The 24,392-nt window shown below is 70.4% G+C and carries 20 protein-coding genes and 1 pseudogene; 10 read left to right on the top strand and 11 right to left on the bottom strand.

Annotated features, from left to right (window positions below; all coding sequences use genetic code 11):
- Positions 1-434 precede the first annotated feature (434 nt).
- Both OG607_RS23345 and OG607_RS23340 read left to right on the top strand, forming a co-directional pair.
- Positions 435-1,676, top strand: coding sequence for a hypothetical protein (locus tag OG607_RS23345; protein ID WP_405726686.1), 1,242 nt, complete (start codon positions 435-437; stop codon positions 1,674-1,676).
- A gap of 162 nt (positions 1,677-1,838) precedes the next feature.
- Positions 1,839-5,600, top strand: coding sequence for a helix-turn-helix domain-containing protein (locus tag OG607_RS23340; RefSeq protein ID WP_405726683.1), 3,762 nt, complete (start codon positions 1,839-1,841; stop codon positions 5,598-5,600).
- 21 nt (positions 5,601-5,621) lie between these two features.
- On the opposite strand, the gene OG607_RS23335 is transcribed toward OG607_RS23340, so the two are convergent.
- Positions 5,622-6,332 (bottom strand): ArsR/SmtB family transcription factor, encoded by a 711-nt coding sequence (locus OG607_RS23335; RefSeq protein ID WP_405726680.1) that lies wholly within the window; start codon positions 6,330-6,332, stop codon positions 5,622-5,624.
- 64 nt (positions 6,333-6,396) lie between these two features.
- On the opposite strand from OG607_RS23335, the gene OG607_RS23330 reads away from it, so the two are divergent.
- The 6 genes from OG607_RS23330 to OG607_RS23305 all read left to right on the top strand — a co-directional run bounded on the left by OG607_RS23330 (position 6,397) and on the right by OG607_RS23305 (position 13,263).
- Entirely contained in the window at positions 6,397-7,671 is a 1,275-nt protein-coding gene (locus tag OG607_RS23330; RefSeq protein WP_405726677.1) for a cytochrome P450, read from the top strand.
- The gene (locus OG607_RS23325) at positions 7,668-8,465 is read left to right on the top strand and encodes an isocitrate lyase/phosphoenolpyruvate mutase family protein (protein ID WP_405726674.1); all 798 of its coding nucleotides are present in this window, start codon (positions 7,668-7,670) and stop codon (positions 8,463-8,465) included. The genes OG607_RS23330 and OG607_RS23325 overlap by 4 nt, the downstream gene beginning before the upstream one ends.
- 255 nt (positions 8,466-8,720) lie before the next feature.
- Positions 8,721-10,217 (top strand): hypothetical protein, encoded by a 1,497-nt coding sequence (locus OG607_RS23320; protein ID WP_405726671.1) that lies wholly within the window; start codon positions 8,721-8,723, stop codon positions 10,215-10,217.
- A 139-nt stretch (positions 10,218-10,356) separates the two neighbouring features.
- Positions 10,357-11,643 carry an AAA family ATPase gene (locus tag OG607_RS23315; protein WP_405726668.1) on the top strand — a complete coding sequence of 429 codons (1,287 nt, stop codon included), beginning with the start codon at positions 10,357-10,359 and terminating at the stop codon, positions 11,641-11,643.
- A 152-nt stretch (positions 11,644-11,795) separates the two neighbouring features.
- A complete protein-coding gene (locus OG607_RS23310; RefSeq protein WP_405726665.1) occupies positions 11,796-13,001 on the top strand; it encodes a DUF2201 family putative metallopeptidase in 1,206 nt (401 codons plus the stop codon).
- 64 nt (positions 13,002-13,065) lie between these two features.
- The gene (locus tag OG607_RS23305) at positions 13,066-13,263 is read left to right on the top strand and encodes a DUF4232 domain-containing protein (protein ID WP_405736983.1); all 198 of its coding nucleotides are present in this window, start codon (positions 13,066-13,068) and stop codon (positions 13,261-13,263) included.
- 151 nt (positions 13,264-13,414) lie between these two features.
- Here OG607_RS23305 and OG607_RS23300 read toward each other — a convergent pair whose 3' ends face one another.
- From OG607_RS23300 to OG607_RS23280, 5 genes are all read right to left on the bottom strand, one after another.
- The gene (locus OG607_RS23300) at positions 13,415-13,957 is read right to left on the bottom strand and encodes an SMI1/KNR4 family protein (RefSeq protein ID WP_405726662.1); all 543 of its coding nucleotides are present in this window, start codon (positions 13,955-13,957) and stop codon (positions 13,415-13,417) included.
- A complete protein-coding gene (locus OG607_RS23295) occupies positions 13,954-14,490 on the bottom strand; it encodes a hypothetical protein (protein ID WP_405726659.1) in 537 nt (178 codons plus the stop codon). The genes OG607_RS23300 and OG607_RS23295 overlap by 4 nt, the downstream gene beginning before the upstream one ends.
- A 40-nt stretch (positions 14,491-14,530) precedes the next feature.
- On the bottom strand, positions 14,531-16,528 hold the full coding sequence (locus OG607_RS23290) for a PE-PGRS family protein (RefSeq protein ID WP_405726656.1): 1,998 nt from the start codon (positions 16,526-16,528) through the stop codon (positions 14,531-14,533).
- Between the two features lie 528 nt (positions 16,529-17,056).
- Complete coding sequence (locus OG607_RS23285; protein ID WP_405726653.1) at positions 17,057-17,479, bottom strand: PIN domain-containing protein; 423 nt, start codon at positions 17,477-17,479, stop codon at positions 17,057-17,059.
- Positions 17,476-17,754, bottom strand: coding sequence for a ribbon-helix-helix domain-containing protein (locus OG607_RS23280; RefSeq protein ID WP_405726650.1), 279 nt, complete (start codon positions 17,752-17,754; stop codon positions 17,476-17,478). The genes OG607_RS23285 and OG607_RS23280 overlap by 4 nt, the downstream gene beginning before the upstream one ends.
- Before the next feature lie 1,048 nt (positions 17,755-18,802).
- On the opposite strand from OG607_RS23280, the gene OG607_RS23275 reads away from it, so the two are divergent.
- Together OG607_RS23275 and OG607_RS23270 are read left to right on the top strand one after the other, a co-directional pair.
- Positions 18,803-19,087, top strand: coding sequence for a hypothetical protein (locus OG607_RS23275; protein WP_405726647.1), 285 nt, complete (start codon positions 18,803-18,805; stop codon positions 19,085-19,087).
- A complete protein-coding gene (locus tag OG607_RS23270; protein ID WP_405726644.1) occupies positions 19,069-19,482 on the top strand; it encodes a DNA-binding protein in 414 nt (137 codons plus the stop codon). Before OG607_RS23275 ends, OG607_RS23270 begins: the two co-directional genes overlap by 19 nt.
- Before the next feature lie 274 nt (positions 19,483-19,756).
- Here OG607_RS23270 and OG607_RS23265 read toward each other — a convergent pair whose 3' ends face one another.
- The 5 genes and pseudogenes from OG607_RS23265 to OG607_RS23245 form a co-directional block, all read right to left on the bottom strand.
- Entirely contained in the window at positions 19,757-21,229 is a 1,473-nt protein-coding gene (locus OG607_RS23265) for an ATP-binding protein (RefSeq protein WP_405726641.1), read from the bottom strand.
- A gap of 51 nt (positions 21,230-21,280) precedes the next feature.
- On the bottom strand, positions 21,281-22,105 hold the full coding sequence (locus OG607_RS23260; RefSeq protein ID WP_405726638.1) for an ATP-grasp domain-containing protein: 825 nt from the start codon (positions 22,103-22,105) through the stop codon (positions 21,281-21,283).
- A pseudogene (locus OG607_RS23255) lies at positions 22,105-22,341 on the bottom strand (ADP-ribosylation/crystallin J1); the annotation flags it as partial. The pseudogene OG607_RS23255 and the gene OG607_RS23260, both read right to left, overlap by 1 nt.
- A 177-nt stretch (positions 22,342-22,518) precedes the next feature.
- Positions 22,519-22,644: a hypothetical protein gene (locus OG607_RS23250; RefSeq protein WP_405726635.1), complete on the bottom strand. Its 126-nt coding sequence runs from the start codon at positions 22,642-22,644 to the stop codon at positions 22,519-22,521.
- 748 nt (positions 22,645-23,392) lie between these two features.
- Positions 23,393-24,337, bottom strand: a complete 945-nt coding sequence (locus tag OG607_RS23245; protein WP_405726632.1) for an FAD-dependent monooxygenase — start codon at positions 24,335-24,337, stop codon at positions 23,393-23,395.
- Positions 24,338-24,392: the final 55 nt, after the last annotated feature.

Genomic DNA, 24,392 nt, shown 5'->3' with positions numbered 1-24,392 from the left:
ACGCCGCAGCACCGGCCGTTGATCTCCAGCGCCTCACGCAGAGCGGTATTGACCGTTTCCCGGCGGTGGGTGACGGCAGCGACGCAGCCGTCACCGTCCCTGGCTACCCACCGTGGCGTCTCACCAGCGTTGGACCTCCGAGAGGGCCGTCACGCCGCCGAGCTCCCCGCCCGCGCGAGGCGTTCGAGCAGGTCACGGAGTTGTTCGCCGCCTGGCGAGGGGCTTGAGCAACAACTGCGGCGCCCGCAGGATCGGTCGTACTCCCAGCCCCACCCGACCGGCACGGGCACTTCGACACGACCGACCCCGGGCGCATCACGGAGGGGCTGGAGCGCGCCGGCGACACCCGCACCGCGACGGCCGCTGATCCAACCACATCCTGCCTAAGGAGCTCATCAGTGCTGACCTGGTTCAGTGGGCGCCCATTCCAACGGGTGCCGATACGGACGCTGCTCATCGCCGTGCTGGTCGCCGCCGTGGCCGCCACGATCCTGGACGCCAGAGCACCGGCCCTCAAGGCCGCCTCCCCCAGGATCTCGGCCGTACAGGTCTGTGACGATTCGGTGAACGCGATCGAAACCGTCTACGGCAAGCAGGCCCGTTCCGTGGCGACGGGGCCGGTGGTCGTCCAGGCCGCCTCCTACACGCTCGATACCCAGCAGGCGAAGATGGTGGCCAACAAGAAGAAGGAGGCCGCCGCCGACTGCACGAGCAAGCTGCACAAGGTGCAGACGGCCGGGTGGTCCTATCTGTCCGCCCGGGCCGTGGAGATCGCGGTGGACGCGGTGGTCACCATCCTCGCCTCCACGCTGATCTGCTCGCTCACCGGTCCGGTCGGGTGCAAGTGGGGCGTGCGCTTCGCCTCGTTCACCGGCGGATTCGTCGGCGCCCTGGCCTTCCAGTACCTGACTGACGGCTACCTCAACTGGAAGAGCGTCGGAGGCGCCTTCTTCGACGCCACGATCTCGATGCTGGCCTTCTCCGGCCTCGACAAGCTGGACGAGAAATACGTCGGCCAGGGGGTCAGGGCCACGTTCAAGGATCTCGGCCAGGTCCTCAAGACCGTCGGGAAACGCATCGGCAGCGCGGGATCGACCATGGTCGGCAGCATCCAGAACGCCGCGGACTACATCCTGACGCACGCCACCACCTGGGCCTTCCCCGTGGCGTACACCGGCGGCGGGTCCATCGAGCCGGTCATCGCCGAGAAGCGGGGCCAGCCGATCGCCGACGGCGTGCAGTTCCGCATCCCCTCCCACGCCTCCGGCTACGACGTGCACAACGACCTGTACTCCGGCAGCTACAACAGCCCGTACTACAACTGGGACGTCGCCGAGACGCCGCACACCAACAGCGACGGCGCGGTCGGCTACCTGATCGGCCAGGGCGGCAACTGCCTGACCAACACCAGCTACAACGTCGCCCTCACTCCCTGCAACTACAACGACTCCCGACAGTGGTGGTTCGCCGACGGTGACGAGCTCATGTCCTCGAACGGCAAGTGCCTGGACGAGGACGCCACCCATCAGCAGCGGTGGGCGGTCTCCTGCGACGGGCTCACCTACGCGGCCAGCGACAAGGACGACCAGTTCCTGATCACCCCGCCCGGCGGCACCTACATCCCCAACACCGTCTCCAACTGGAAGAACCACCTGTCCTACTACGAGCACGCGTGACAGCACCACCGCGCCAAGCGTGGTGAAGCATGAGGCCCGGGCCGGTGACCGACGTCACCGGCCCGGGCGTTGTCCGTGGCCGGTCGGCTCCGTCATAGTGCGGAAGCAACATCTCTTTTGTTGCTTTCTGGGGAGTTTCGATTGGGTCGTCCCGAGCGCCCGGTGGATCCTGAAGCCGGTCCGGTCCAGGGGTTCGCCCACGACCTGCGTCTGCTGCGCCAGAAGGCCGGCAGCCCCTCGTACCGCGAGATGTCCCGGCGCACCGGCGTATCGGTGACGACTCTGTCGCGCGCCGCGGCAGGAGAGCGGCTCCCGTCGGCGGCGGTGGCGCTGGCCTACGCGCGGGCCTGCGACGCGGACCCGGACGAGTGGGAACCGCGATGGAAGGCCGCCGCCGAGGAGGCCGCCGGGGCACAAGCGGCGGCAGCCGATGCCGCGTGCACCGCCGAGGACGACACGAAGTCGCCGTACCGGGGGCTGGCACGCTTCGAGCCGGGCGACCGGGAGCTGTTCTTCGGCCGTGACCGCCCGGTGGCCGAGCTGCTGGACCTGGTGCGGGAGCACCGGTTCGCGGCCGTGTTCGGGGCCTCGGGCAGTGGCAAGTCCTCGCTGCTGCGCGCCGGGCTGATCCCGGCCGTCCAGGAGGCCGCGCGGGGCCTGGGACGTCCGGCGGCCTTGCGGATCCTCACCCCGGGGGAGCGCCCGGCGGCCACGTACGGCCGTCTGCTGGCGCCGAAGGACAGTGAACGGGACAGCTGGCTGATCGTCGACCAGTTCGAGGAGGTCTTCACCCTCTGCCGGGACCGCGACGAGCGCAGCCGCTTCATCGACCTGCTGCTCACGGCCAAGGACCCGGACTCCCGGCTGCGCACGGTGATCGCGATGCGCGCCGACTTCTACGGGCAGTGCGCCGAGCACCCGGAACTCACCGACGCGCTGCGGCACTGCGGCCTTCTGGTGGGGCCGATGAGCCCGGCGGAGCTGCGGGAGGCGGTCACGGGGCCGGCCACCGCGGCCGGTCTCGTGGTCGAACGCGACCTGACCTCACGTCTCGTCGAGGAGGTCGTCGACCAGCCCGGCGCACTCCCCATGCTCTCGCACGCGCTGCTGGAGACCTGGCGCCGCCGGCGCGGCCGCATCCTCACGCTCGCCGCGTACGAGGCGGCGGGTGGCGTCCACGGTGCGATTGCCGCCACCGCGGAACGCGCGTTCCGCACGTTGACGCCCACCCAGGAGGGCACCGCGCGCCGGCTGCTGCTGCGGCTGATCGCCCCTGGCGAGGGCACCCCCGACACCCGCCGCTCCGTCACCCGCGCGGAGCTGGACGAGTGGTCCGACCCCGAACTCCCGGTGATCGTCGAGCGGCTGGCCGCCGCCCGGCTGCTCGCCCTCGACGGCGACACCGTGGAACTCGCCCACGAGGCGCTGATCACCAGCTGGCCACGGCTGGGCCGGTGGATCGACGAGGACCGGGTCAGGCTGGTCGCGCACCGCAGGCTGAACGAGGACGCCCGCGCCTGGCTGGACCTGGGCCGCGACCCGGGAGCCCTGTACCGGGGTGTTCGGTTGGACCGGGCGGCGGAGCTCTTCCCACCGCGCGACCGGCACGAGCACCTCACCTCGACCGAGCGCGCGTTCCTGACCGCGGCCCTCGACGCCCGCGACGCCGAGCGGCACGCCGTCGCACGTACGAGGCGGCGCACCCGGCGCCTGGCCGCGACGCTCTCCGCGCTGCTCGCCGTCGCGCTGGTGATCGGCCTGGTCGCCTGGCAGCAGCACGGGACCGAGGTGCGGGACGACCAGGACACCGCCGCCCGGCGGGTCGCCGAGGTGGCCGCCACCATGCGGACCACGGATCCCCGGACCGCCATGCTGCTGAGCCTGGCCGCCTGGCGGATCGCGGCCCTGCCGGAGACACGTGCGGCGCTGCTGGGCGCTCTGGCGCAGCCGGAGCAGGACGCGTTCACCGACCCCGCGCCGGGGGGCCAGGCCGCCGACCGTTTCCTCGTCGACTCCGGCCGTGTCCTGCTGAGCGTCAGCGGCCGGACATGGCACACCTGGAACACCGTCACCCACCGGGCGATCGACTCCGGGCGGCTCCCGGCGGGAACCTCGGGGACCCTGGCGGCCGGCCGGGACGGCAGGATCCTCGTGCTCGACAGCGACGGGAGCGACGGGAGCGAGCGGTTGTGGGACATCTCCTCGGGTCACTGGACCGGAGCCGCGCCGGTCCCCTCGGATCAGTACTTCGCCACCTTCGGCGCCGACCCGCACAGCTACCTGGTCAGCGCGATCGACCAGCCGCAGGTGCGGCTGCGCGCTGTCTCGGACGGCCGATCGCTGTTCCAGGCCCGGGCGAACAGCGAGACGAACGTGGCCACCACGGCGGACGGCCGGCTGGTGGCGGTCTGCCCTGTCAGCGGCCCGATCCGGGTCCGGGACACCGCCCGGCATCGCGACCTGGCAGGCGGCTGGGCGAGCGCCGGCGCGAACACGTGCGCCCACGTCAACTCACGGCTGGAGTTCGCCCCCGGCGGCCACCGGCTCGCCTCCGTCTCCAGTACGGGTCTGCGCGTGTGGGACACCGCCACGGGGCAGCAGATCGCCCACATCGACTATCCGGGCGTCAGCTCCGTCGCCTTCAGCAAGGACGGAAACTTCCTGGCCGCCACCGGCGCCGCCGAGATCGCGGTCTGGCGGCTCTCCGCGCCGCGTTCCCCCGTCTTCCGCCAGTCCCTCAACGGCCAGCGGATGTACGACCGTATCGCCTGGGATCCCGACGGCCCGGTGCTGCGATACCTCGAAGGGGGCACGGTGCATGCCCTCGACCTGGGGTCGGCGGTCACCTCCGCATGGCGCGGCAGCCCGCTGAACGACGCGCTCCTGAGCTCGGACGGCCGTACGCTCGCCACCGTCGAGCAGTCCGGCGGCGGCTACACCTTCCGGCTGCTGGACCCGGGCAACGGCCGGCTGCTCCGCACACTGCCCGCCGCGCCGCTCCCCGCCCCGGCCGACGGCGGCGGACCCGTGGTGGCGGGGGACGCCCTGCCGCTGATGGCCATCAGCCCGGACGGCACGGCCTTCGCGTACGGCGTCTCCGCCCCGGGCCGGGCCGCCTCGGCGCAGGCTCTGACTCTCTGGGACCTCGCCCGCGGTCGCGTACGGACCACGCTGGACCTGGCGCCGTCGCCCGCCGCGGCCGTGGAGCACATCGTCCTCGGCCCCGGCGGGCGGATGCTGGTGGCCGCCCGCGATCAGGCCGAGGGGCAGTACGGCGAGGTATGGGACACCACGACCCGCCGCAGGACCGCCGGGCTCGGCGACGTGAACCCCACGGCGCTGGCCCTCCGGCCGGACGGCCGCCTGCTCGTCGGCGGCGACCGTCTCGCCGACCTGACCTCCGGGACCAGCAGGGCGCGGGCGCTGAGCCTGGGCGAGGAGATCGACGCGGTGGCCTTCAGCCCGGACGGCTCCCGGATGGCGATCGGCGACGCGTCGGGGCGCGTCGCGCTGTGGGACGGCAGTCTCGACCACCGGCTCGGCGTCCTGCCCAACGTCTTCCCCCTCCCCTTGGCCAAGGGCACCCCGGAAGCGGTCAGCGCCCTGGCCTTCAGCCCCGACGGCGCCACCCTCGCAGTCGCCGGGGACTCCGGCACGCTCCAGCTCTGGGACACCGCCAGTCAGCAGCCCCTCGGCAGCGGCCTCACGACCCCCGGCGAGGGCATCACCTCCCTGGCCTTCACCGCCGACGGCACCACCCTGAACGCCACCAGCCCCCACGCCCCCCTCCAGAGCTACCCCGTCACCCCCTCCTACGCGGCCACCCACATCTGCGCCCGTACGGGCAGCACGCTGTCCCCCGCCCAATGGCGCACCTACATCCCCGACGCCACGTACCGCGACCTGTGCCCGGCGAGGGGTTGAGGTGAGCGGTGCGCAGGGGGCTCAGGGACCCATGCGCACATCGATTCCGAGCAGTTCCTGGAAGGCCCGACCGCCTTCCGGGGTGACCTTGAGCGCCCGGCCGGAGCCGATCCGTTCCACCCAGTGCCGGTCGAAGACCCGCTTGCACAGCGCCGCTCCGACCGCGCCGGCCAGGTGAGTACGGCGCTCCGTCCAGTCCAGGCAACTGCGGACCATCGGCCTGGATCCCTTCAGCGCGAGCAGGTCGATATCCAGCTCAGTGAGTAGCCAGACCCTGCCCGCCTTCGTGACGACGAGCCCCGCGTCGTCCGCGACAAGGCCCCGGCTCAGGATCGCGTCGGTCACGGCCACGCCCAGATGACCGGCGAGATGGTCGTAGCAGGTTCTCGCCCGCGCTTCGGCGCTCATCCGCCCCGACTCGCGCAGGCTCGACGGGGCCGGGCCGGGTGCGGAGCGCGACGAGGAGTACGAGGAGGAGTACGCGGCCAGATCCTCGATCAGGGCCGCCGTTGCCGGGCCGGCCAACCGGACGTAGCGATGCCGGCCCTGGCGTTCCTCGGACAGCAGGCCGCCGGCGACCAGGAGGGAGAGGTGTTCACTCGCGGTGGACGGCGAGATCCCTGCGTGCCGGGCCAGTTCACCGGCCGTCCAGGCCCGGCCGTCGAGCAGGGCCATGCAGAATGCGGCCCGGCTCCGGTCGGCGAGCAACCCGGCGATCTGTTCGAGCGACATACCCCCATCATGCTCTCGGCACAGTTCGGTGAGGGCCGAACCATCCCGCTCCTAGCGTGGGCGTATGACCAGCTCCGTGCACGAGTTCACCCACTACGCCGATGTCCGGACCGCCCTCGCCGACCCGCACCTCGTCCCCTCGCCTGCCCGGTCCGGCCCCGTCGGCAGCATGGCCTGGCTGCGCAACACCGTGGCCCGGTTCAGTACCGGCGACATCCACGCCCGTCGCCGGGCGCTGCTGGAGGCCGACCTGGCCCGCCTGGATCCGTCGGCGCTACGGCGGGCCGCAGCGTCGGGCCCTGCTGGTGAGGCTCGCGTGATCGTGGTCCGTACTCTCGCCGAGAGCCTGGGGCTCTCGGATCCTGACGCCGTAGCGGCGGCGATCACGGTCGTGGCGGGGACGTACTTCGGCGGGGACGGCGCGGATGCCGACGCGGATGCCGACGCGGCGGTGGCCTGGCTCCTGCCCCGGATGCTCGCCGCCGAGCCGGAGGTCGCCGCCAATCGCATCGGACTGCTTGTGCAGGCATGCGATGCGACCGGCAGCCTGGTCGACCACGCTCGGCGCGCGGCCGGCGACTGCCCGGTCGCGCACTCCACCGAGACGCTGCTGGCCGAGACGCTGCGGTACGACCCCCCGGTCCGTGCGATGTACCGGATCGCCGTCCGCGGCACCCGCGTCGCGGGTGTCGCCATCGCCGAAGGCGATCTGGTGACCCTGGACATCGCGGCGGCAAACCGGGACCCGGAGGTCTACGAAGATCCCAGTGCCTTCGACCCCGAACGGTCCGGCCCACCTACCCCGACCTTCGGCGGCGAACCCCGAATCTGCCCCGGAAGGAACCACGCCCTGGCCCTCGCGGCCGGGATCCTGGACAGAGCACCGGGCGAGATCGTCGAGGCCATGGTGGAACACGTCCTGACCCTCGCGGACACCTGGACAGCCTGGGACGGGCGCCCCGCCCCCGTCGACGACCGGATCTACACCCCGCACAAGGCGATCCGCAGAGTCGCCGACCATCTGGTCGACCACCTCGCCGAGATGGAGGCACGTCTCGCCGGAACGGAACCCCAGCCCGACCACTGGCACGCATCGGAGACCACCACGCCGGCCGACCTCGCCCCGTTCACACAGGCCGACCTCGACGAGGCGCACAGCCGGCTCAGCCGACTCGCCCGGATCTGGTCGAACCGTCTCAACGCCCTGACGCCCGAGCAGCTCGACCAGTCCCCCGGCTCCGGATGGAGCTTCCGCAGGCTCGCGCTCCACCTGGCAGGCTCCGTCTACTACGCAGACGCGATCGGCTTCCTTGCGCCCACCGAACGCAGGACGCCATGACCAACTTCTCCGTCTTCTCCGCACTGCACCACGCCGATACGCCGCTGCTGCTCCCCAACGCCTGGGACCACGCCTCGGCGGCAGCCCTCGCCCAGCAGGGTTTCGCGGCGATCGGCACAACGAGTCTCGGCACGGCCGCAGCGGCCGGCCTGCCCGACGGCATGGCAGCGACCCGGGACGAGACCCTCCTTCTGGCCAAGCGGCTCGGCAACGGGCCGTTCCTGCTCTCGGTCGACGCCGAAGGCGGGTTCAGCGACCACCCGGCGGCTGTGGCCGAACTGGCCCGCGAACTGGCCGCCGCCGGGGCAGCCGGCATCAACCTGGAGGACGGCCGGGCCGACGGCACCCTCACACCGGTGGACCTGCACGCAGCCAAGATCGCGGCAGTGAAGGCCGCAACACCCGATCTCTTCGTCAACGCCCGTACCGACACCCACTGGCTGGACGGCCCGCAGACCGAGACCTCCCGTCGGCTCGACGCATACCAGCAGGCGGGCGCCGACTGCGTGTTCGTCCCAGGCCTGTCCGACCCGACGCAGATCGCCGCCCTGGTGAAGACCCTCGACGTCCCGTTGAACATCCTCTACTCCCCCTCCGGCCCCACCGTTGCGCACCTCGGCAACCTGGGCGTACGCAGGGTGAGCCTCGGCTCGTTGCTCTTCCGAACCGCACTCGGCGCCGCGGTGAGTGCGGCGACGGACATTCGTGCGGACCGACCGGTGCGGGGAAAGACACCGACATACTCCGAGGTCCAGCAACTGTGCCCCGGCGTCGACCCCGACCTGGCGAAGTGATCCACACGAAACGCGCAGCGGAACCTGAGTCCGGCAACCTGAGCCCAAGACCTGGTCGCGTGCCGCTGCTCAGCGGCCGAAGCGCTTACAGGGCGGTGTCACGCAGCCCACTCCGGGTGTTGCGGCGTGCGTCGAGGAAGGGTGATGGGCGGTCGAATAGGACTGACAGTTCTCCATCGTGGTGCTTATGATGCCGGGGATGAAGAAGAACTCCTCGTACGGATCGGGGGAATCGTTCGCGCAAGGTGAGTGCTGATGGCACATCACTTCGTGAACACGATTCCGCCCCACCTGTTGATGTGGCAGCGCGTACGCGAGTACGCCGTGCCGCCGTCCATGATCGAGACCGCGACCGCACGGCGTGCGGCCGGTGACTGGGCGGGGGCCTGTGCCGCCGCCCGGGTCGACACCGATCTCGATCTGCGCGCCGTGCGCGACCGCCACGGCACCGAACTCGTCACCCGCCTTCGTGCGGATCTGCGTCGGTTGGCGCCGGATCTGCTCCGTTGGCACATGCCCCGGATCTTTCCCGACGGACGGCTCCGGCCCGGCCTGACCATCTCCCTGAGTCGTTACCGCAGTGGCGGCGCCACGCCGTTGCAGCTGGTCGTGCGGACACCGCCGGCCTGGGCGGACGCCGGACAGCGGATGTCCCTGGCCCTGTGGGAGGAGTCCGGGATCGGCGCCCCGAGGCACCATCCACACCCGCATCCCGACCGGCGTTTCCGGCTCGACCTGCACCGGCATCTCTGGGACTCCGGGCGGTGCGGCGAACTGGCGTGGCGGTGCGGTGCGGGCGGGGCGCCGTTCCTGGCGCCGTCCGACCAGCCCTACGCGCTCGCCCGGCCGGACGTGCCGGACCTGCCCGATCGGTCCGCCGTCCACGACTGCTCGTGGGCGTCGGCACGGTGGGCCGCCGAGGCCGAGCTGCTGTTGGGGGCCGAGGGGCGCCCTTACGGGTCCTTCACCGTGCGGCTCGGTGCGCGGAGCCGCGCCGTGTTCGAACTCGTCGCCCCCGACGAAAGCCATGTCCCGACGTTCCGGCCGCTTCGGGAGACGCTGCCGCCGCAGGAGGTCGCGGCGCTTCCGGTGCTGCCGGAGGCGGCGGCGCGGGTCCTTCCGGATCTGGAGCTGCTGAGGGCCGGGCTGGTCGCGTCCGATCGGCTGCATCCGCTCGTGGCCACAGCGTTGGCGGTGGCTGACTCGGTGGCGGCGGCCGGCCCCGGCCCCCAGCCCGGCGACCCGCACCGGGTGGAGTGCCGGGGCGAGATCCACCGGATCGCGCTGCGGGACGGGGTGCTGGCGGCGATCGATCACGACCCGGCACAACTGCGCCTGGAGGAACTGCTGGTGGCGCTCGGCGGCCCCGCGCTGCCCTGCCTGCGGGCGATCGACGCGGTGCACCGCGATCCGGAGGCCCTGCCCGCGGTCCGGGAGCGGATCGGCCACGGTGACATCGCCGGGGCGCTGAACGTGGTCGAGGGGCTGCTCGGTCCCGGTGCGGTCCTGCGCGACGGGCCGCTCCGGGAGGAGCTGGAGTCGGCTGCGGCCCGCCGCATCGACCACGGACTTTTCCGCTCGGGGCTGGTCGCCGTGCACCCCGCTGCCGGTGCGGTCGGGGGCGGTAACGCCTCCGGCCCGGGGCATGCGGAGCCGGGCCACCGGCCCCGGCTCGACCGCCGCATGCCTGCCTCGATGCGCCACAAGCGGAACAGCCGGGCACGGCCCCGTACCGGCCTGACCCTGACCTGACCTGCCCCTGGTTACCGCGCGACCGCCTGACCGGCTGCCCCGCCTACGTCCCGCATTCGCACTGCGCGTTCCGCGCCGCACGACCCCAACACCTCCGGACGGGCCGTCCCGTTCCCCTATCCCACCCCAGGTGATGCCCATGAACTCCAGTACCCTCCTGCCCGCACCCACCCCCGCCGGCGCATCCGCATCCACAACCGGCACCCGACTCGTCGTCGCCGAGGACCTCCTGGCCCTGCTGCGGACGACCACCACCGAGCCGCGCCCCGATGAGCAGCTCGAAGCCCTCACCCTGGCTGTCGCGGCCGACCTGCCCGTGCTGCTGTGGGGCGAGCCGGGCATCGGCAAGACCGCGGCCCTGACACAGCTCGCGGCCTCCCTCGACCTGCCGCTGACGACCGTGATCGCCAGCGTCCACGAGCCGACCGACTTCTCCGGGCTGCCCATCGTCGGCGACGACCCCACGGTGCAGGGGGTGCCGATGGCGCCGCCGCAGTGGGCCGTGGAACTCGTGCGGGCCGGGCGGGGGTTGCTTTTCCTGGACGAACTCTCCACCGCCACCCCGGCCGTCCAGGCCGCGCTGCTCCGGGTCGTCCTGGAGCGGAGGGTCGGGGCACTGCAACTGCCGCCGGGAGTACGGATCGTGGCCGCCGCCAATCCGCGCGCGTCGGCGGCGGACGGGTGGGAGCTGAGCCCTCCGCTGGCGAACCGGTTCGTGCATCTGTACTGGGTGCATGACCGGGATGTGGTGGTGCGCGGGCTGGGCGGGATCTGGCCCCGGGCGGAGCTGCCCTCGCTGCTGCCGGAGCGGCTGCCGGAGGCGGTGGCTTACGCCCGGCGCGCAGTCTGCGGTTTCCTGGAAGCCCGGCCGACGCTGATCCACCGGCTGCCGAACACCGAGACACGGCGCGGCGGTGCTTGGCCCTCGCCCCGGAGCTGGGAGGCCGCGTTGACTCTGCTGGCCTTCGGCACGGCGGCCTCCGCCTCCCGGGAGGTGCTGGCGCTGCTGGTGAGGGGCGCGGTGGGGGACGGGCCAGGGCTCGAACTCCTCGCCCATCTGGACCGGATGGAACTGCCGGACCCGGAGTCGTTGCTGGGCGATCCGGCCGCCGCCGAACTGCCTGCGCGGGGCGATCTGCGGCAGGCCGCGCTGGAGGCGGTGGTGGCCGCCGTAGGGGCACGGCCGCAGCGGGCGCGGTGGGAGGCGGGCTGGGCGGTGCTGGTCCGGGCGCTGGAGACCGGGGCCCCGGACCTGCTGGTCGCCCCGGCGACGACGCTGGCCGCGCTGCGGCGCGACGACTGGGAGGTGCCGGAGGCGGTGGAGCGGCTGGCCGGGGTGATCGGTCTCGCCCGGCTGGCGGACCGGTCGGTGGGGCGGGCCGCGGCGGCGGCCGACGCCAGGCGTACGACGGGGGCGCGCCGATGACGGGGGCCGCGAAGCGCCCGGGGCCGCGCCCAGTGCCGCGCCCGATGTCCCGGCCCGCGCCGCCGCGCCCGGTGCGGGCCACCGTGCCGAGGCCGCCGGCCGGCTCGTCCGGGCCGTCCGGGCCGTACGGCCGGCCCGGACTCCCTCTGGACATGGAGAAGTTGCTGGCCGCACGGCTGCACGCGGTGAAGGTCCGTCCCTACCTGGCCGGCGCGCTCTTCGCACTGCACGTGGTGGAGGACCGGTCGGTGCCGACGATGGCGGTGGACGCGCACTGGCGCTGCTACGTCTCCCCCGGCTTCGTGGCGCGCACCCCGGTGGAGGAACTGGCGGGCGTCTGGGTGCACGAGGTCTCCCACCTGCTCCGAGACCACCACGGACGGGGCGAGCGGTATGCGCGGGAGCACGAGGAGTACGGGCCGGGCGAGCGGCTGCGGCGGAACATCGCCGCCGACTTCGAGATCAACGACGACATCTACGGCGACGGTCTGCCCCGGCCTGCCGGGGCGGTGCTGCCGTCGCTGCTGCGGCTGCCCGACGGGCTGCTGATGGAGGAGTACCTGCGGAGGGCGTCGATGTCCGGGCTCGCCGCGGACCTGGCCTGGCTGGACTGCGGCAGTGGGGCCGACGGGCAGGACCGGCCGTGGGAACTGGGACCCGACGGGGCACACGGGCTGAACAAGCAGCAGCGGGACGCGGTCCGCTTCCGGGTCGCCGAGGGGATCAAGGGCCGGCCGGGCGACGCTCCGGAGGGATGGCGCCGGTGGGCGGACGAGGCGTTCCATCCACCGCAGCCGTGGCGGCAGTTGCTGGGGGCGGCGGTCCGCTCCGCGGCGGGTGCGGCGGGAGCGGGCGAGGACCACAGCTACCGGCGTCCGTCCCGCCGATCGGCCGCTGTTCCCGGGGTGCTGCTGCCGAGCCTGCGCCGTATGCCACCCCGGGTCTGCGTCGTGATCGACACCTCAGGGTCGGTGAGCGACGCCGAGTTGGGCAGCGCGCTGCTGGAGGTGGCGGCGATCTCGCGGGCGGTGGGCGGGCGGCGCGACCTGGTCTCGGTGATCTCCTGCGACGCGGCGGCCGGGGTCGCCGTCCCGCTCTGCCGCGCCGAGAACATCGAACTGGTCGGGGGCGGGGGCACGGATCTGCGCTCCGGTTTCGCCCGGGCACTCCGCTCCCGGCCCCGCCCGGACGTGATCGTCGCCTTGACGGACGGCCAGACACCCTGGCCCTCCGCACAGCCACCCTGCCGCACCGTCGTCGGTCTCTTCCCCCGTCCAGCGAGCGCAGTGGACGAGGAAAACCCCGACTACGCCCCGGACACCCCGCCACCCTGGGCTCGCGTCGTCATCATCAGCTGAGAAAGCGCAGCGGCGCGGCACCACGATCGTGGTCGCAGGACGCGTTGTGCGGGCACGCTGAGTAATCGGTGAGCAGGTCCGCCCGCACCGGTCGGCGTACGCAACGATCCGCACCAACAATCCTGACGTCGTGCCGAAGTGCCGACCGACGTCGGCTTACATCCGGGTCTACCCGCCCGCCAGCCACCGGACCGTACTCATTCGGTACCACCTACGTGTCTGCGGCCTCTTCGAGATCAACCCGGTGCAACGCACCCCATAGCAGGGAAACGCAGCCGCACTGCGGCGGCGCGAGTCAGCTGACCTTGACGGTCCACGCCGCCGAGTGCGGCCAGTCGAGCAACTCGACCGTCACCGCGACGTGCATGGGCTCGCTCTCGATCTTCTTGCCGGTCGATGTCCCGTGCGACTTCTCAGCCGCTCGCTGCGAGGCGGCGTGCGGCGTCGGGCCAGGGCGTGGGTTGCGGCCCGTCCTCGGCCATCATCACCTCCTCCTCCCACCAGCCGGTCCCGTCCAGCCAGGAGGTCAGCCACTGGGCCACGGACGGCGAGTCCAGGAACCACGCGTCGGCCCAGTCGTCAGGGCCGGCATTCGGCTCGAAGAGGAGAACGGGAGCGTCGGGGGCCAGGCAGTCGACAGCGGCGTACATGCCGCAGCCCCAGTCCAGGATCGGCAGCACGCCGCGCGGCCAGTATTCCGAGCGAGCGTTCTGAAGCGGCCCGTACTCGGATACGGCGGTTCGCCCGTCGCCGACGAGCGGCAGAAGGGTGTACTCAGGGCCGAAGCCGCCGTTGGCGACCTGGAGGTACAGCAGGCGGAGCAGCGGCGGCAGGCTGAAACCGAGTGCATGCTCGGCGTCGGCGATGTCCTGTTCGCTGACGGACGGGGCAAGGGCCCCTGCCTCCCGCTCAGCGCGGTCACGCACACGCAGCAGGAGCTCGGACAGGTCGTTCATGCAACTGCCTCTTCGACGGTGAGATGCCGGGCGATGATGTCTGCGGACTCCGGCGCGAGCCGGTAGATCCCCTGCAGGCTCAGCGCCCGCAGGAGCCGGCCGTCCTCGACGTACTTGAGCTTCCGCTCGCCCCGGCGCGAGGTGAAGGTGAGGTGCTCCAGGTGCTCTCCGGGCAGCGGCCGGTCGAACCTGAGCGGACTGCCGGGCGGCCCCAGCACGACCTCGGAGATGCAGCCGCTCTTCAACGGGCGCCAGTGGATCAGCTTGGGATAGTCCTCGTCGGCCAGTTCCGCGCCGGCCCTGTCGTAGTCGACGATCCGCTGGACCTCCATCGAGCAGACCGGGTACAGCGCGGCCTGCCAGGCCCGAACGGCGAAGATCCGGTCGCCGGGCGCGACGCCGGCACGTCGGAAGCTCGGACGCGACTGATGGGGACCGCCGAACAGCGTCGTCGGGCGCTGCCCCGTGAAGCCTGCGCGTATCAGTTCACGGCACAGGTCATTGGTCCACAGCACGGTGTAGGAGTTGGCCACGGCCCCGAACATAGCGGCGGGCACCGACAGCGCGTCCCGGCTACCGGTCCAGGAGGTGTTGCATGACGGTTTCGGGAACAGCCGGGTTCGCGGCGGCGCGGGCGGCGGTTGCGGTGTCGTGCAGGAGGGTGGCCAGGACGCGGGTGGGCAGGCGAGGGTCGGCCGCTGCCTCGTCCCTGATGCCATGGTGGGGGTCGTCGAGCAGGCGGATCACGGATGCGGCGGACAGTCGCCGGTCGCGCAGGGCGCACCAGCGGACACCTGAGTCCGCGTCCCTGCTGAACCGCTCCACCAGTTCGACGGTCGACTCCGGATCGAGGAGAGCGAGCTTGCGCCTGAGGGGGTTGGGATCGTCCGCGTAGCGCATGGTCCCGAGCCGGGGGAAGTTGGGGTGCTCGACCATCCGTGCAGCCGAGTAGCCGTCCCAGCTCTCCACCATTTCCAGCAGCACGTCGGCAGGGGCCTGGGCGCAGTGTTCGGCCAGGAAGAGCCGGACGACCCAGTCCTCGTCGTGCGCCAGCAGGTCCACCACGTCGGGTGGCAGGTTCTTCGCGCAGGCGGCGCTGCGGCGGAGCATCACGTGTGCGGAGGTGGCGCAGCGGCGCATGGCCTCCTCGTCGTCCTCCAGTTCCCGGACCCACGGGAGCGGGTGGCAGCAGGCCTTGGGGTCGAACTCGATCGCTGTTCGGGAGCGTTCCGCTTCGGTGAGGTCCGGGCGGATGGAGACCAGCCGGCGGACTTGGGGGTCGGGGTCCTGGCCGAGCAGGGCCACCAGGTCGGCGTCCAGGTTCGGGTTCTGCGCCGCGGCACTGTGCAGCTCGGTCTCGGTGCCGTGGACCAGGTCCTCGGCCAGCTCCCGGGCGAGCACGCAGGTACGGGCGGCACGCTCTCGGTGCCTGTCGCTGGGGAGTTCGGCGAAGTCAGCCGCCGAAAGTGGCGTGGGAGGCGTGGAGCAGTGGTGCCTCAGAACGGCTTCGGCTCGCACCCCGGCGTCGGGGTCCGCGAGGAGGGCTGCCTGCGTCGAGGGGGCCAGGTGAGTCCAGGCGCGCGGGGCGGCTGCATCACGCACCCGGGGGTCCGGGTCGACGGCGAGTGCGGCAAGATGCCGCACCGGCAGATCGCGGTGGAGAGCCAGTTCGGCGCGCACGCGCGGGCTGGGATCGGCGGCGAGCTGGGCGTACGTCGCATCGGTGAGTGATGATCGGCCGTCCACGGCGCACGTGAGGAATATCCACCGGTGATTGGGCTCGGGATCGTGGAAGAGTTCGGCGCGCTGTTCGGCGTTGAGCAGCCACCGTTCCGCCAGCCCTTTGCGTACTCGCCACTCGGGGTGCGCAACCCAGGCCCGGACCACGTCTTCGGGGAGTTCCCGGTAGATCAGCCAGGACGGAAGCCGCTCCTCGGGGCCGACGTCGAGGAGACGGAGCAGCACGGGCGCCGGCGCGGCACGGTTCCTGGCCAGCCCATCGCGCCACGCTCCGCGCAGCCCGGCCGGGGCGGTCTTCCACCGCAGGACGGTGTTCCAGCCGGCCTTGCGCTCCTCCGCGCTCTCCGCAGCCCGGGCCTGTGCCGACGATTCCAGCCAGTCGGTGAACGGGGCGATGGCGACGAACCAGACCGCGTACTCCTCGGTGGTGGCGCCCAGAACGCTCTCTCCGTCCAGGGACATGGCCACGAATTCCGGTTGGCCCGGCTTCGGGCCGAGAAGCCCGGCCAGATCCCAGCGCCCCGCCAACCGCACTCTGGTCCAGTGGCCGCGCTCGCAGCAGGTGCAGCCCTGATTGGCGACGCTGATCAGGAACTCCCCGTCGGTGTTGATCACGCCGTGCTCGACAGCGAGCCGGTGCCACTGCTGGTTCAACTCGGCGACCAGGTCGGGATGGTCGTTCGGCACAGCGAGCGTGGGCTCTGCGTTCCCTGCGATCACCGGCCGCCAAGCGGCCGCTGCGGGCCGTGCATCGGAGACCCGGCCGTGCCCGACTACCTCCAGGCCGGCGCGATGGAGCAGTTCGCTCAGTGCACTCTTCCCACCCGTCACGACGGCCATCTTCCTCTACGGCCAATGGTGCGAAGTTGTGAACCTCGGCCCGATCTGTCGCCGACTCGGACAAGGCTCCTGCGTCACCGAAGGCCGTGAGCGGGGGCAAACCCCACCAGGGATCTCGCCCAGACGCGTGCCCTGCTTCATGGGCTCGTCCGGCAAGGAGCGCGACGGATGCCCTTCGTCATCCCATCGTGCAGCTCATAGCGGGGCAGAAGCCCCGCGCAGGCTGCACATGAGACCAGAACTGAGACCATGCAACGACGGAAGCCCCGACCATGATCAGTCGGGGCTTCATGTCTGCCCTGGCGGGCGGGTGCGGAGGATACGAGATTCGAACTCGTGAGGGGTTGCCCCCAACACGCTTTCCAAGTCTCCGCCCGGGCGTTCGGGGGCGGCCATGGGCGTCCCAACCTGCGGCGGAGGGGCCTGACCCCCAGGCTTCGGATGGTCCTGAACGGGGGCGAATGCAACTGGAACTGCAACTGCGCCCGGACCTGCCGGGACGGAGCGGCAGCAGCGGAGTCAGACTTTTCTGACAACGATTCGGTTTGGAAGAAGCTTCTCCAGGTCGCCCACGTCGGAGGTGAAGACGGTGACTTGACCCTTTTGCGAGAGGGCGACGACGGCGAGCATGGCGTCGATTGCGTACTTGTGACCGTGCAGGTTGGTGTCGGCCAACAGTCTGCGCGCCCGCCTGGCTTCCTCCTTGCCCAGGTCGGCCACGTTGACGCGGGAGAGGACCCAATCCCAGCGCTGTTCTGTCGTTCTTCCGTCGTAAGCCTCGACCAGTGTCATGGGAGAGGTCACCACCTCGGCTTCCCCGCGCGCAGCGAGGTCGAGCCAGGCGATCATCGAGCGATCACCACGGACGGCGAGAGACAGCGCCTCGCAGTCCAGGACGAAGACGCGAAGTGACTTCGCCTCGCTGGCGCGCTTCTTGGTCACGCGGCCTCGCCGGCACGCTTGGTACCGGCGGTCTGGCGGCGCTTGTGCTCGGCATCGAGGTCTTCCAACGCGTCGTACGCCGCCGAACGCTCGGGATCGGTGACCGGTCCGTGCTCCTCTTCGAGCCAGTGCACGAGTTCCTGGAGCTTGTCCCGGTCCCGCTTCGAGCGGAGCGCCTCGGTGACGTAGGCCGAGATGCCGCGTTCATCTGCCTCCGCACGGATCTCCTCAAGGAGATCCTCGGGGATGGTCACTGTCACCTTCTTTGATGCCATACAGATGACCATACTCGCCGTATACTTAGCCCGCAAGATGCTTGGGCTGGCGCCACCGGCTGGCAGATGTGATTCACATGATCCAAAAATGCCTCATGCTTGCTGCTGACTTCGATCTTGTGGAGCTGCACGATGGTCCTACTTGGCGCTGGATCGACGAATGCCGGGCTTCCTCTCCCTCGGCCTGAATGATCAACACGGTGGATGTACCTCGGCGGGTACAGACATCCGCCAGGCAGAGTTGGACGATTCAAGTGTTGAAATCCCAGACTGGCCGGCAAGCAGTGACGGAGCGGCCCATGTGGAACATTGCCGCTGGTTGGAGCACCGCGATACTTGCGGTCGCCTCCCTGCTGGGCTTGCTTGGCATCCTGCTGGATCGGTTGGCCGCAGTATTGCGGAAGGTCGGAAACCTGGTGCACGCCTGGCGGGAGCTCTCGTCGTTGCTCAAACGCCAACACGGCGGGGATCCTCGCCCTGGCGTCGAACCACGACCTCGGTCAAGGATTCCGGGCTTGTAGGTTGACGTTCGAAGGTCGCCGCAGCCCCAAGCGATGGTTCTGCCGCAAGCTGACCCATATCGGCGCTGCCCCAACCGAGAAGGCTCAAGGGAGTGCTGAGATTACGAACGATGAAGGGCCCGACCGCGATGCGGTCGGGCCCTTCATCTGCCCTGGCGGGCGGGTGCGGAGGATACGAGATTCGAACTCGTGAGGGGTTGCCCCCAACACGCTTTCCAAATGTTCGCCCGGCTGTTCGGCAACGGCCGTCAGCGTCCCGACCCGCTGCTGAGCGCTTCGACAGACACCCCGTGGACGCCCACGAACGAGGCTGAATGCAACCCGAACCCGCAACCCTCTCGCCGGCACGTTCCCAGCCTCCCCGTTTCGGTTGGGGGCACCGGGGTGGGGCCGCTCGCGCCGCACGACGATCCGGGCGCCGGCCCCGACCGCGATGCGGTCCGAGAACTCGTTTGGACTCACGGATCGTGATGCCCGGCGGACGGCACATCCGGGCATGATTCCTACTTCTTTGATAATCTCGGTTCATGAGTGAGATGCCCTACAGCGTCGGAGAGGGGCCTGCCACCAGGGTGAGCCTCTCTCTCCCCGAGGGAACAGCCGAGGCGATTCGCCGGCGGGTCGGCAAGCGTGAGTTCTCTGCGTTCATCACCGCAGCGGTGGAGCGTGAGCTGCGCGGCCAGATCCTGGACGAGTACCTGGCCGACTACGAGCGCCGTAAGGGGCCGGTCTCCGAGCAGGAGCAGGAGCGGGCGCGCCAGGTCTTCGACGAGGTGTTCGCCGAGGAGGGCGAATGGCCCGCCGCAAGCTGACTCACGAAGGCACTCTCGTTCTCGACTGCGAGGGGTTGTCGAAGTTCGTCACCGATGACGAGCCAGTCGTCGCTCTTGTCGCGGAAGCTCGCAAGCGGGGCATGGAGGTGGTGATCAGCGCGCTGACCATCATCGAAGCCACAAACCGCCGCACCGACAAGGCACGGCTCGCCTGGGTCCTGTCAGGAGTGCGGATCGTGCACATCGGCGACGAGGAGGCCAAGGCCGCCTCCGCCCTGCTGATCAACGCGGGGCTCCACGGTCACAAGTACGCCATCGACGCCGCCGTGGCCGAGATGGCCCTGCGGCACCGGCGGCCGGTCGTCCTGCTCACCTCCGACATCGACGACATGGTCAAGCTCTGCGGCGACAGAGTCCGTCTCGTCGCCGTGTAAAGGCTGCCGATCAGCTGTCGTGGGCTGCTGCGCTCGCACGCCACTCCAGAGCCTGCGGTTTTGGTATCGGTCGACCCGCACTTGACCTGCTTGCCCATTCGTCCCCCTCGGTCCGATCGGAGACTTGCCATGCCAGTCCCATCGTCACCGGCCAGAGCTGCGAACCGCTCTACCTGTGCGCGCATTCGACCGATTCCAGCCCTTTCAGGTCTGGATCATGACATTCTCGCCGAGGCCGATCGACATCAAGGCAGCAGCTCGCTCAGGGCCGGTGTTATGCCTGGCCGTACAGGGCTGCCAGATCGATCAGCTGGATGCCAGGGGTGACGTCGGCGGCGTTGCGGGCCTTGTCGTTGAAGCCCGCCCCGCTGAAGCAGATGAGTTGAGTGTGGGTGGTGTCGTAGCGTCCGGCCTGGGCGATGAGGTCGCGGATGTGCCGGAGGCGTTCAATGTGGGCGATGCCCATGGTGTCGTTCCACTTGGCTTCTCCGATGGCGAGCAACGGCGGCTTGCCGCCGTCCGCGATGCCGACGACCGCCACATCGACCTCATGGCCGGTGCGAGCCTTGGGGTCATGGACGACGCCGTGGCCCACTCGGGCCGGGAGGCCGCCGAGCAGCTCGGGGTCGGCATGGTGCAGGGCCCAGTCACGGCAGACCTGTTCGAAGTGGGGGCCCAGCACGTTGCTGACGAAGCGGCGACGGCTGGCCTGCCAGACCCGGGGGGCGCTGCCGGGCCGCTCCAACTGGTCCCAGACCGGGCGCATGATTGCGTGGTAGAAGCCGATCAGTGGTTCCGCGATCCGGTAGGTGGGGCGGTTGTCGCGGAAAGCGTCGGCGTCGCGGTGCAGCAGCCCGGCGTCTTCGAGAACGTTGATGGGGTGCGCGATGTCAGTGGCCTTGCGTTCCAGGTAGCCGGCCATGCCTCCGCGGGTCGCGTTGCCGTCGGCGACGGCCGCCAGGACGGACAGGTAGAGGGCGGTGTCCCGCAGATCGGGCTCCTCGGCCAGCAGATAGCGGGCTTCGCGGAACAGAGGCGTCTCGGGGTTCAGAACCGTACGGACAACCCAGGCGTCGAAGTCGTCGGGCCCGCTGGGGCTGTCTCCTCGCGCGAACTCGCGCCGGTAGGCGGGCGTACCGCCGACGATCGCGTTGACCTGCAGGGCCAGCCGGGGGTTGGTGATGTCCCAGAACTCGGCGGCAAGGCGGTGGTCGAGGGGGCGCACCACAAGCTCCAGTCCCGCCCGGCCCCTCAGCGGTGCGTTGCCGGACAACAGCTTGCCCATGAAGGACAGGGCCGAGCCGCACAGCAGCAACCGGGCACGAGAGCCCGTGCGCTGCTCACGCAGCGGACGGAACGCCTCCTGAATGATGGAGGGCAGCTCCGGATTGGCCCTGACGAGGTACGGGAACTCGTCGATCACCACGGGCAAAGGGCGCTCGGAGCCGAGGGCAAGGAGCGCGTCGACGGCTTCGGCCCAATCGGCGAAGTGGTAGGGGCTCGCGGGCCGGACATGAGCGGTGAGCGCCGTGCTGATCCGGCGCAGAGACTCGGCGTCAGCGGCCTCGGTCGCGCCGAAATAGAAGCCTCCCTCGGCACGACAGGCCGCGTCGAGCAGGAAGGTCTTGCCCTGGCGGCGTCGGCCGGAGACCACTCCGAGCGTGGCACCGGGCTGCAGGTCGGTGATGAAGCGGGTCAGCGCCGACCACTCGTAGTCGCGATCGAACATCTCGGCGGGCTTGTCCACGCGCCACCTCTCTCGGACGCATATAGAAGCACGTATCTATAAAACGTACTCCTATATGTACCCGGATGCTGGCGACGCGTGCAGGAACGGCACGTCGCCCTGGGAAAGCTGGTCGCGAGGACCTGCTGCGCGCAGGACGACGTCCAGCACGGCATCGACCCGGGCCGTGTAGCTGTGGGAGAACCAGGGCATATTGGCCTCCACCACGGCCCAGCGCTCATGGCCGGTGTCGGGGTCCTGGGCGAGGCCGACATCGACGGTGACCGCACTGGGCAGGGACTCCCCGACCGAGGCGAGGAGCCGTTCGGCGAACCGTCGCACCTCCCGCTCACGCGAATCCCCGTCGAGCGGCGCGGTGTCCAGCCGCCCGTACACGGCATACCGGCTCCCGGCCACGACCCGGCGGTCGAGCACGAACAGCCGGTACTCCGCGGCGAAGGTCACCACGTCGGAAACGAGGGCCGGGGTGTCCGGGCCCACCCCCTCACCCGTGCGGGGCAGCCTCGATCCGTCGGCGTACACCGCAGCCGGGAACGACTTGGCGCTCGGCGGCTTGACGAAGACCGGACGACGCAACGCCCACGCCTCCGAGAGGGTGGTCAGCTCGATCCGACGCCCCGTGAACTCCTCCGGCAACCGCGCCAACCAGTCGTCCGACGGCTCCAGCAACCCCAACCCGAGCACGTTGGCGATCCGGCCGGCAGCCAACGGACCCCCGTACCAGTGCACCGCCCGCCCCACCAGCCCGTCCAGCACCTGCCCGTCCGTGAGCACCCGCACTTCCATGCCGCGCCGAGCCGCCGCTTCTGCGAGCAGCCCGGTCGTACTGGTCCGCTGCCCGGAGGTCACAAAGACCGCTGCCCGCCCACCGCCCATCACGAGCCGGCTGCCCGGAACTCATGGACGACCTCGATCAGGCCCACAATGTGCCGGTTGAACTCCACCAGTTCCTCCGCCGGAACCCACAACTCCAGAATCGTCTCCCCGCCCGCCTGCCGCACCGGATAACGAGCCAGGAACCCCGTATCCACCTCGAACCGGGTCACGTATCCAACCCCCGAAGCCGGCACATTCCAGTCCCGGGCGATCCGGACCGCGTAATCCTCGTTCAGATTACCGACCGCAGGAGCTCGGATACCGGCTCTGAACTGCGACGATTCATAGACTACATGTCCGTTGAGTGGTCTCATGGCACGAGCCCGGCACTGGCGGGCGGCCGGGCTCGTGGACACTCCCAGTGGGGTTAGGTCGTGCTGGTGAGGACCGTGTCAGCGCGTCCCTGCCCTCTCTCAGCTCCTGGCCCAGCTCGGCACCTCAGCTGCCGACTCGACCCAGGCCAGCAGGTGCCCGATGATCACATCAACCTCGTCCTGGGAGTCGGGGCGAAGGTCTGCTTGCCAAACCACCTCAGTCACGTCATCGATCCCCATGAGGTGGCCCCAGCCCCCGGCATACACAGCAGCGTTGCCCCACCGGCTCCCCGCTTCGGCCGTCACCTTCGCATCGGCAGTCGGTTTGCGCCCCGGACGGTGGGGGAGCCCATCAGTAGGACGAAGCCGCAGCACCACCTTGGTTCCTCGTGCTCGGCACTCGGCCTCGTTCTCCGCAAACCAATTCTCAAGCCACTGTGGCAGCTCGCCCATGCCGCCCCCTCACTCTGGCGTCCGGCAGAAGTCCATCCTGGCACCAGTCACCACCGATGGGCCGAGCACCCGCACCGATACAAGATCAGCGACAGTGTCCGTTCACCCATACCTGTCTGGGTACTTTCAGGTGTCTGACGACGCGCCTCATGGCCCGTCCACCGGAACGGTGGACCGTCGGCCGCCACAGCGCCGTCGCCCCCATCACCGCCACCCCTCCCCAGTCGTCCCGACAAGCGGCTCACCGTACCGGCATCGACGCCACCAGCCCCAGCGATTTCCCTCCGGGAGGCAGAGGTGAGAATGCCTGGCAGCGCCAGGATGGGTGAAATGACTGCAATGCCTGATATACATGCAACCCGAATTGCAACCCAAGCATGCCGAAGAGCCGGACCGTGATCACGGTCCGGCTCTTCGTTTCGCCTGGTCAGGCGGGTGCGGAGGATACGAGATTCGAACTCGTGAGGGGTTGCCCTCAACACGCTTTCCAAATGTTCGTCTGGCTGTCCGGACGGGTTCATCAACGTCTTGACCTGCGGTGAAGCTCCTCGCCAGGCCCTCTATGGACCCCATTGAACGGGGGTGAATGCAACCCGAACTGCAACCCTCGCCACACCCGTCCACGCCGGTAGGTGTCGGCCAGCCTGGCGTTCATCTTGAACGCGGACGCCCAGGACACAGAGCGGATGACAACGTCGTCGCGGCCGGTGCGTTCGCGGAAGAACGCGGTGAGCCCCTCGGCCGGGAGGTCCAGGTCGACGTCGAAGGGGACGGGTGCCTGGAGCTGGAACATGTCGGTGCCGTAGAGCGGGCACATCGACACCTGCCCGGCGGTGTCCTCGCCCCAGCGGTGCCAGGCGTCCGACGACACGCCGTCCACGTACACGTCGGCCACGATCGCCCGCACGCCGAGGGTCTTGCCGGGGAAACCGATACCGAGGGTCTTGCGGACGAAACTCGAACCGCCGTCGGCTCCGATCAAGTAGGCGGCCCGTACGGCCTGTTCGCCGTCCGGAGTGGCGATCCGCGCGGTGACGCCGTCGGCGTCCTGGTCGAAGCCGACGAGTTCATTGCCGTAGCGCGGGGCGTGCCCGAGTTCGGCCAGTCGCTCGCGCAGCCGGCGCTCGGTGAGGAACTGCGGAACGAGCAAAGGTATTTGGTACGGCTCCTCCGGCGTCGGCTCCGGCATCTCCACGCCTACCTGGTCGATGGGTCCGTCGTCGGTGTAGATGCGCTGGACGGGGTACTCGCCACCGGAGGCGACGATCCGGTCGATCACGCCGAGGTCCTCGAACACCTCCTGACTGCGGGGCTGGATGCCCTTGCCGCGGGAGCCGATGAACGGCTGCGGCGCCTTGTCGATCAGCAGGAAGGCGACGTTCCTGCGGGCGAGGTCGATGGCGAGGGTCAGCCCGGCCGCGCCGGTCCCGCAGATGATCACATCTGTGCCGGTGGTGTGTGACATGGCTCAGTGCTCCTTCGGTAACTCCAGGACGAGATGTATGGCGGCCTTGCCGGGT

This window comes from Streptomyces sp. NBC_01537, from assembly GCF_045040445.1.
Classification (GTDB): domain Bacteria; phylum Actinomycetota; class Actinomycetes; order Streptomycetales; family Streptomycetaceae; genus Actinacidiphila.
Note: the sequence above shows the minus strand (reverse complement) of the source record. Positions and strands in the feature narration are given on the sequence as shown.

Coding starts and splice junctions, on each gene's coding strand:
- OG607_RS23335 (WP_405726680.1), bottom strand. CDS start 6,332: ATGTCGCTCGAACAGATCGCCGGGTTGCTCGCCGACCGGAGCCGGGCC.
- OG607_RS23330 (WP_405726677.1), top strand. CDS start 6,397: ATGACCAGCTCCGTGCACGAGTTCACCCACTACGCCGATGTCCGGACC.
- OG607_RS23325 (WP_405726674.1), top strand. CDS start 7,668: ATGACCAACTTCTCCGTCTTCTCCGCACTGCACCACGCCGATACGCCG.
- OG607_RS23320 (WP_405726671.1), top strand. CDS start 8,721: ATGGCACATCACTTCGTGAACACGATTCCGCCCCACCTGTTGATGTGG.
- OG607_RS23315 (WP_405726668.1), top strand. CDS start 10,357: ATGAACTCCAGTACCCTCCTGCCCGCACCCACCCCCGCCGGCGCATCC.
- OG607_RS23310 (WP_405726665.1), top strand. CDS start 11,796: ATGGAGAAGTTGCTGGCCGCACGGCTGCACGCGGTGAAGGTCCGTCCC.
- OG607_RS23300 (WP_405726662.1), bottom strand. CDS start 13,957: ATGAACGACCTGTCCGAGCTCCTGCTGCGTGTGCGTGACCGCGCTGAG.
- OG607_RS23280 (WP_405726650.1), bottom strand. CDS start 17,754: ATGGCATCAAAGAAGGTGACAGTGACCATCCCCGAGGATCTCCTTGAG.
- OG607_RS23275 (WP_405726647.1), top strand. CDS start 18,803: ATGAGTGAGATGCCCTACAGCGTCGGAGAGGGGCCTGCCACCAGGGTG.
- OG607_RS23270 (WP_405726644.1), top strand. CDS start 19,069: ATGGCCCGCCGCAAGCTGACTCACGAAGGCACTCTCGTTCTCGACTGC.
- OG607_RS23260 (WP_405726638.1), bottom strand. CDS start 22,105: ATGGGCGGTGGGCGGGCAGCGGTCTTTGTGACCTCCGGGCAGCGGACC.
- OG607_RS23245 (WP_405726632.1), bottom strand. CDS start 24,337: ATGTCACACACCACCGGCACAGATGTGATCATCTGCGGGACCGGCGCG.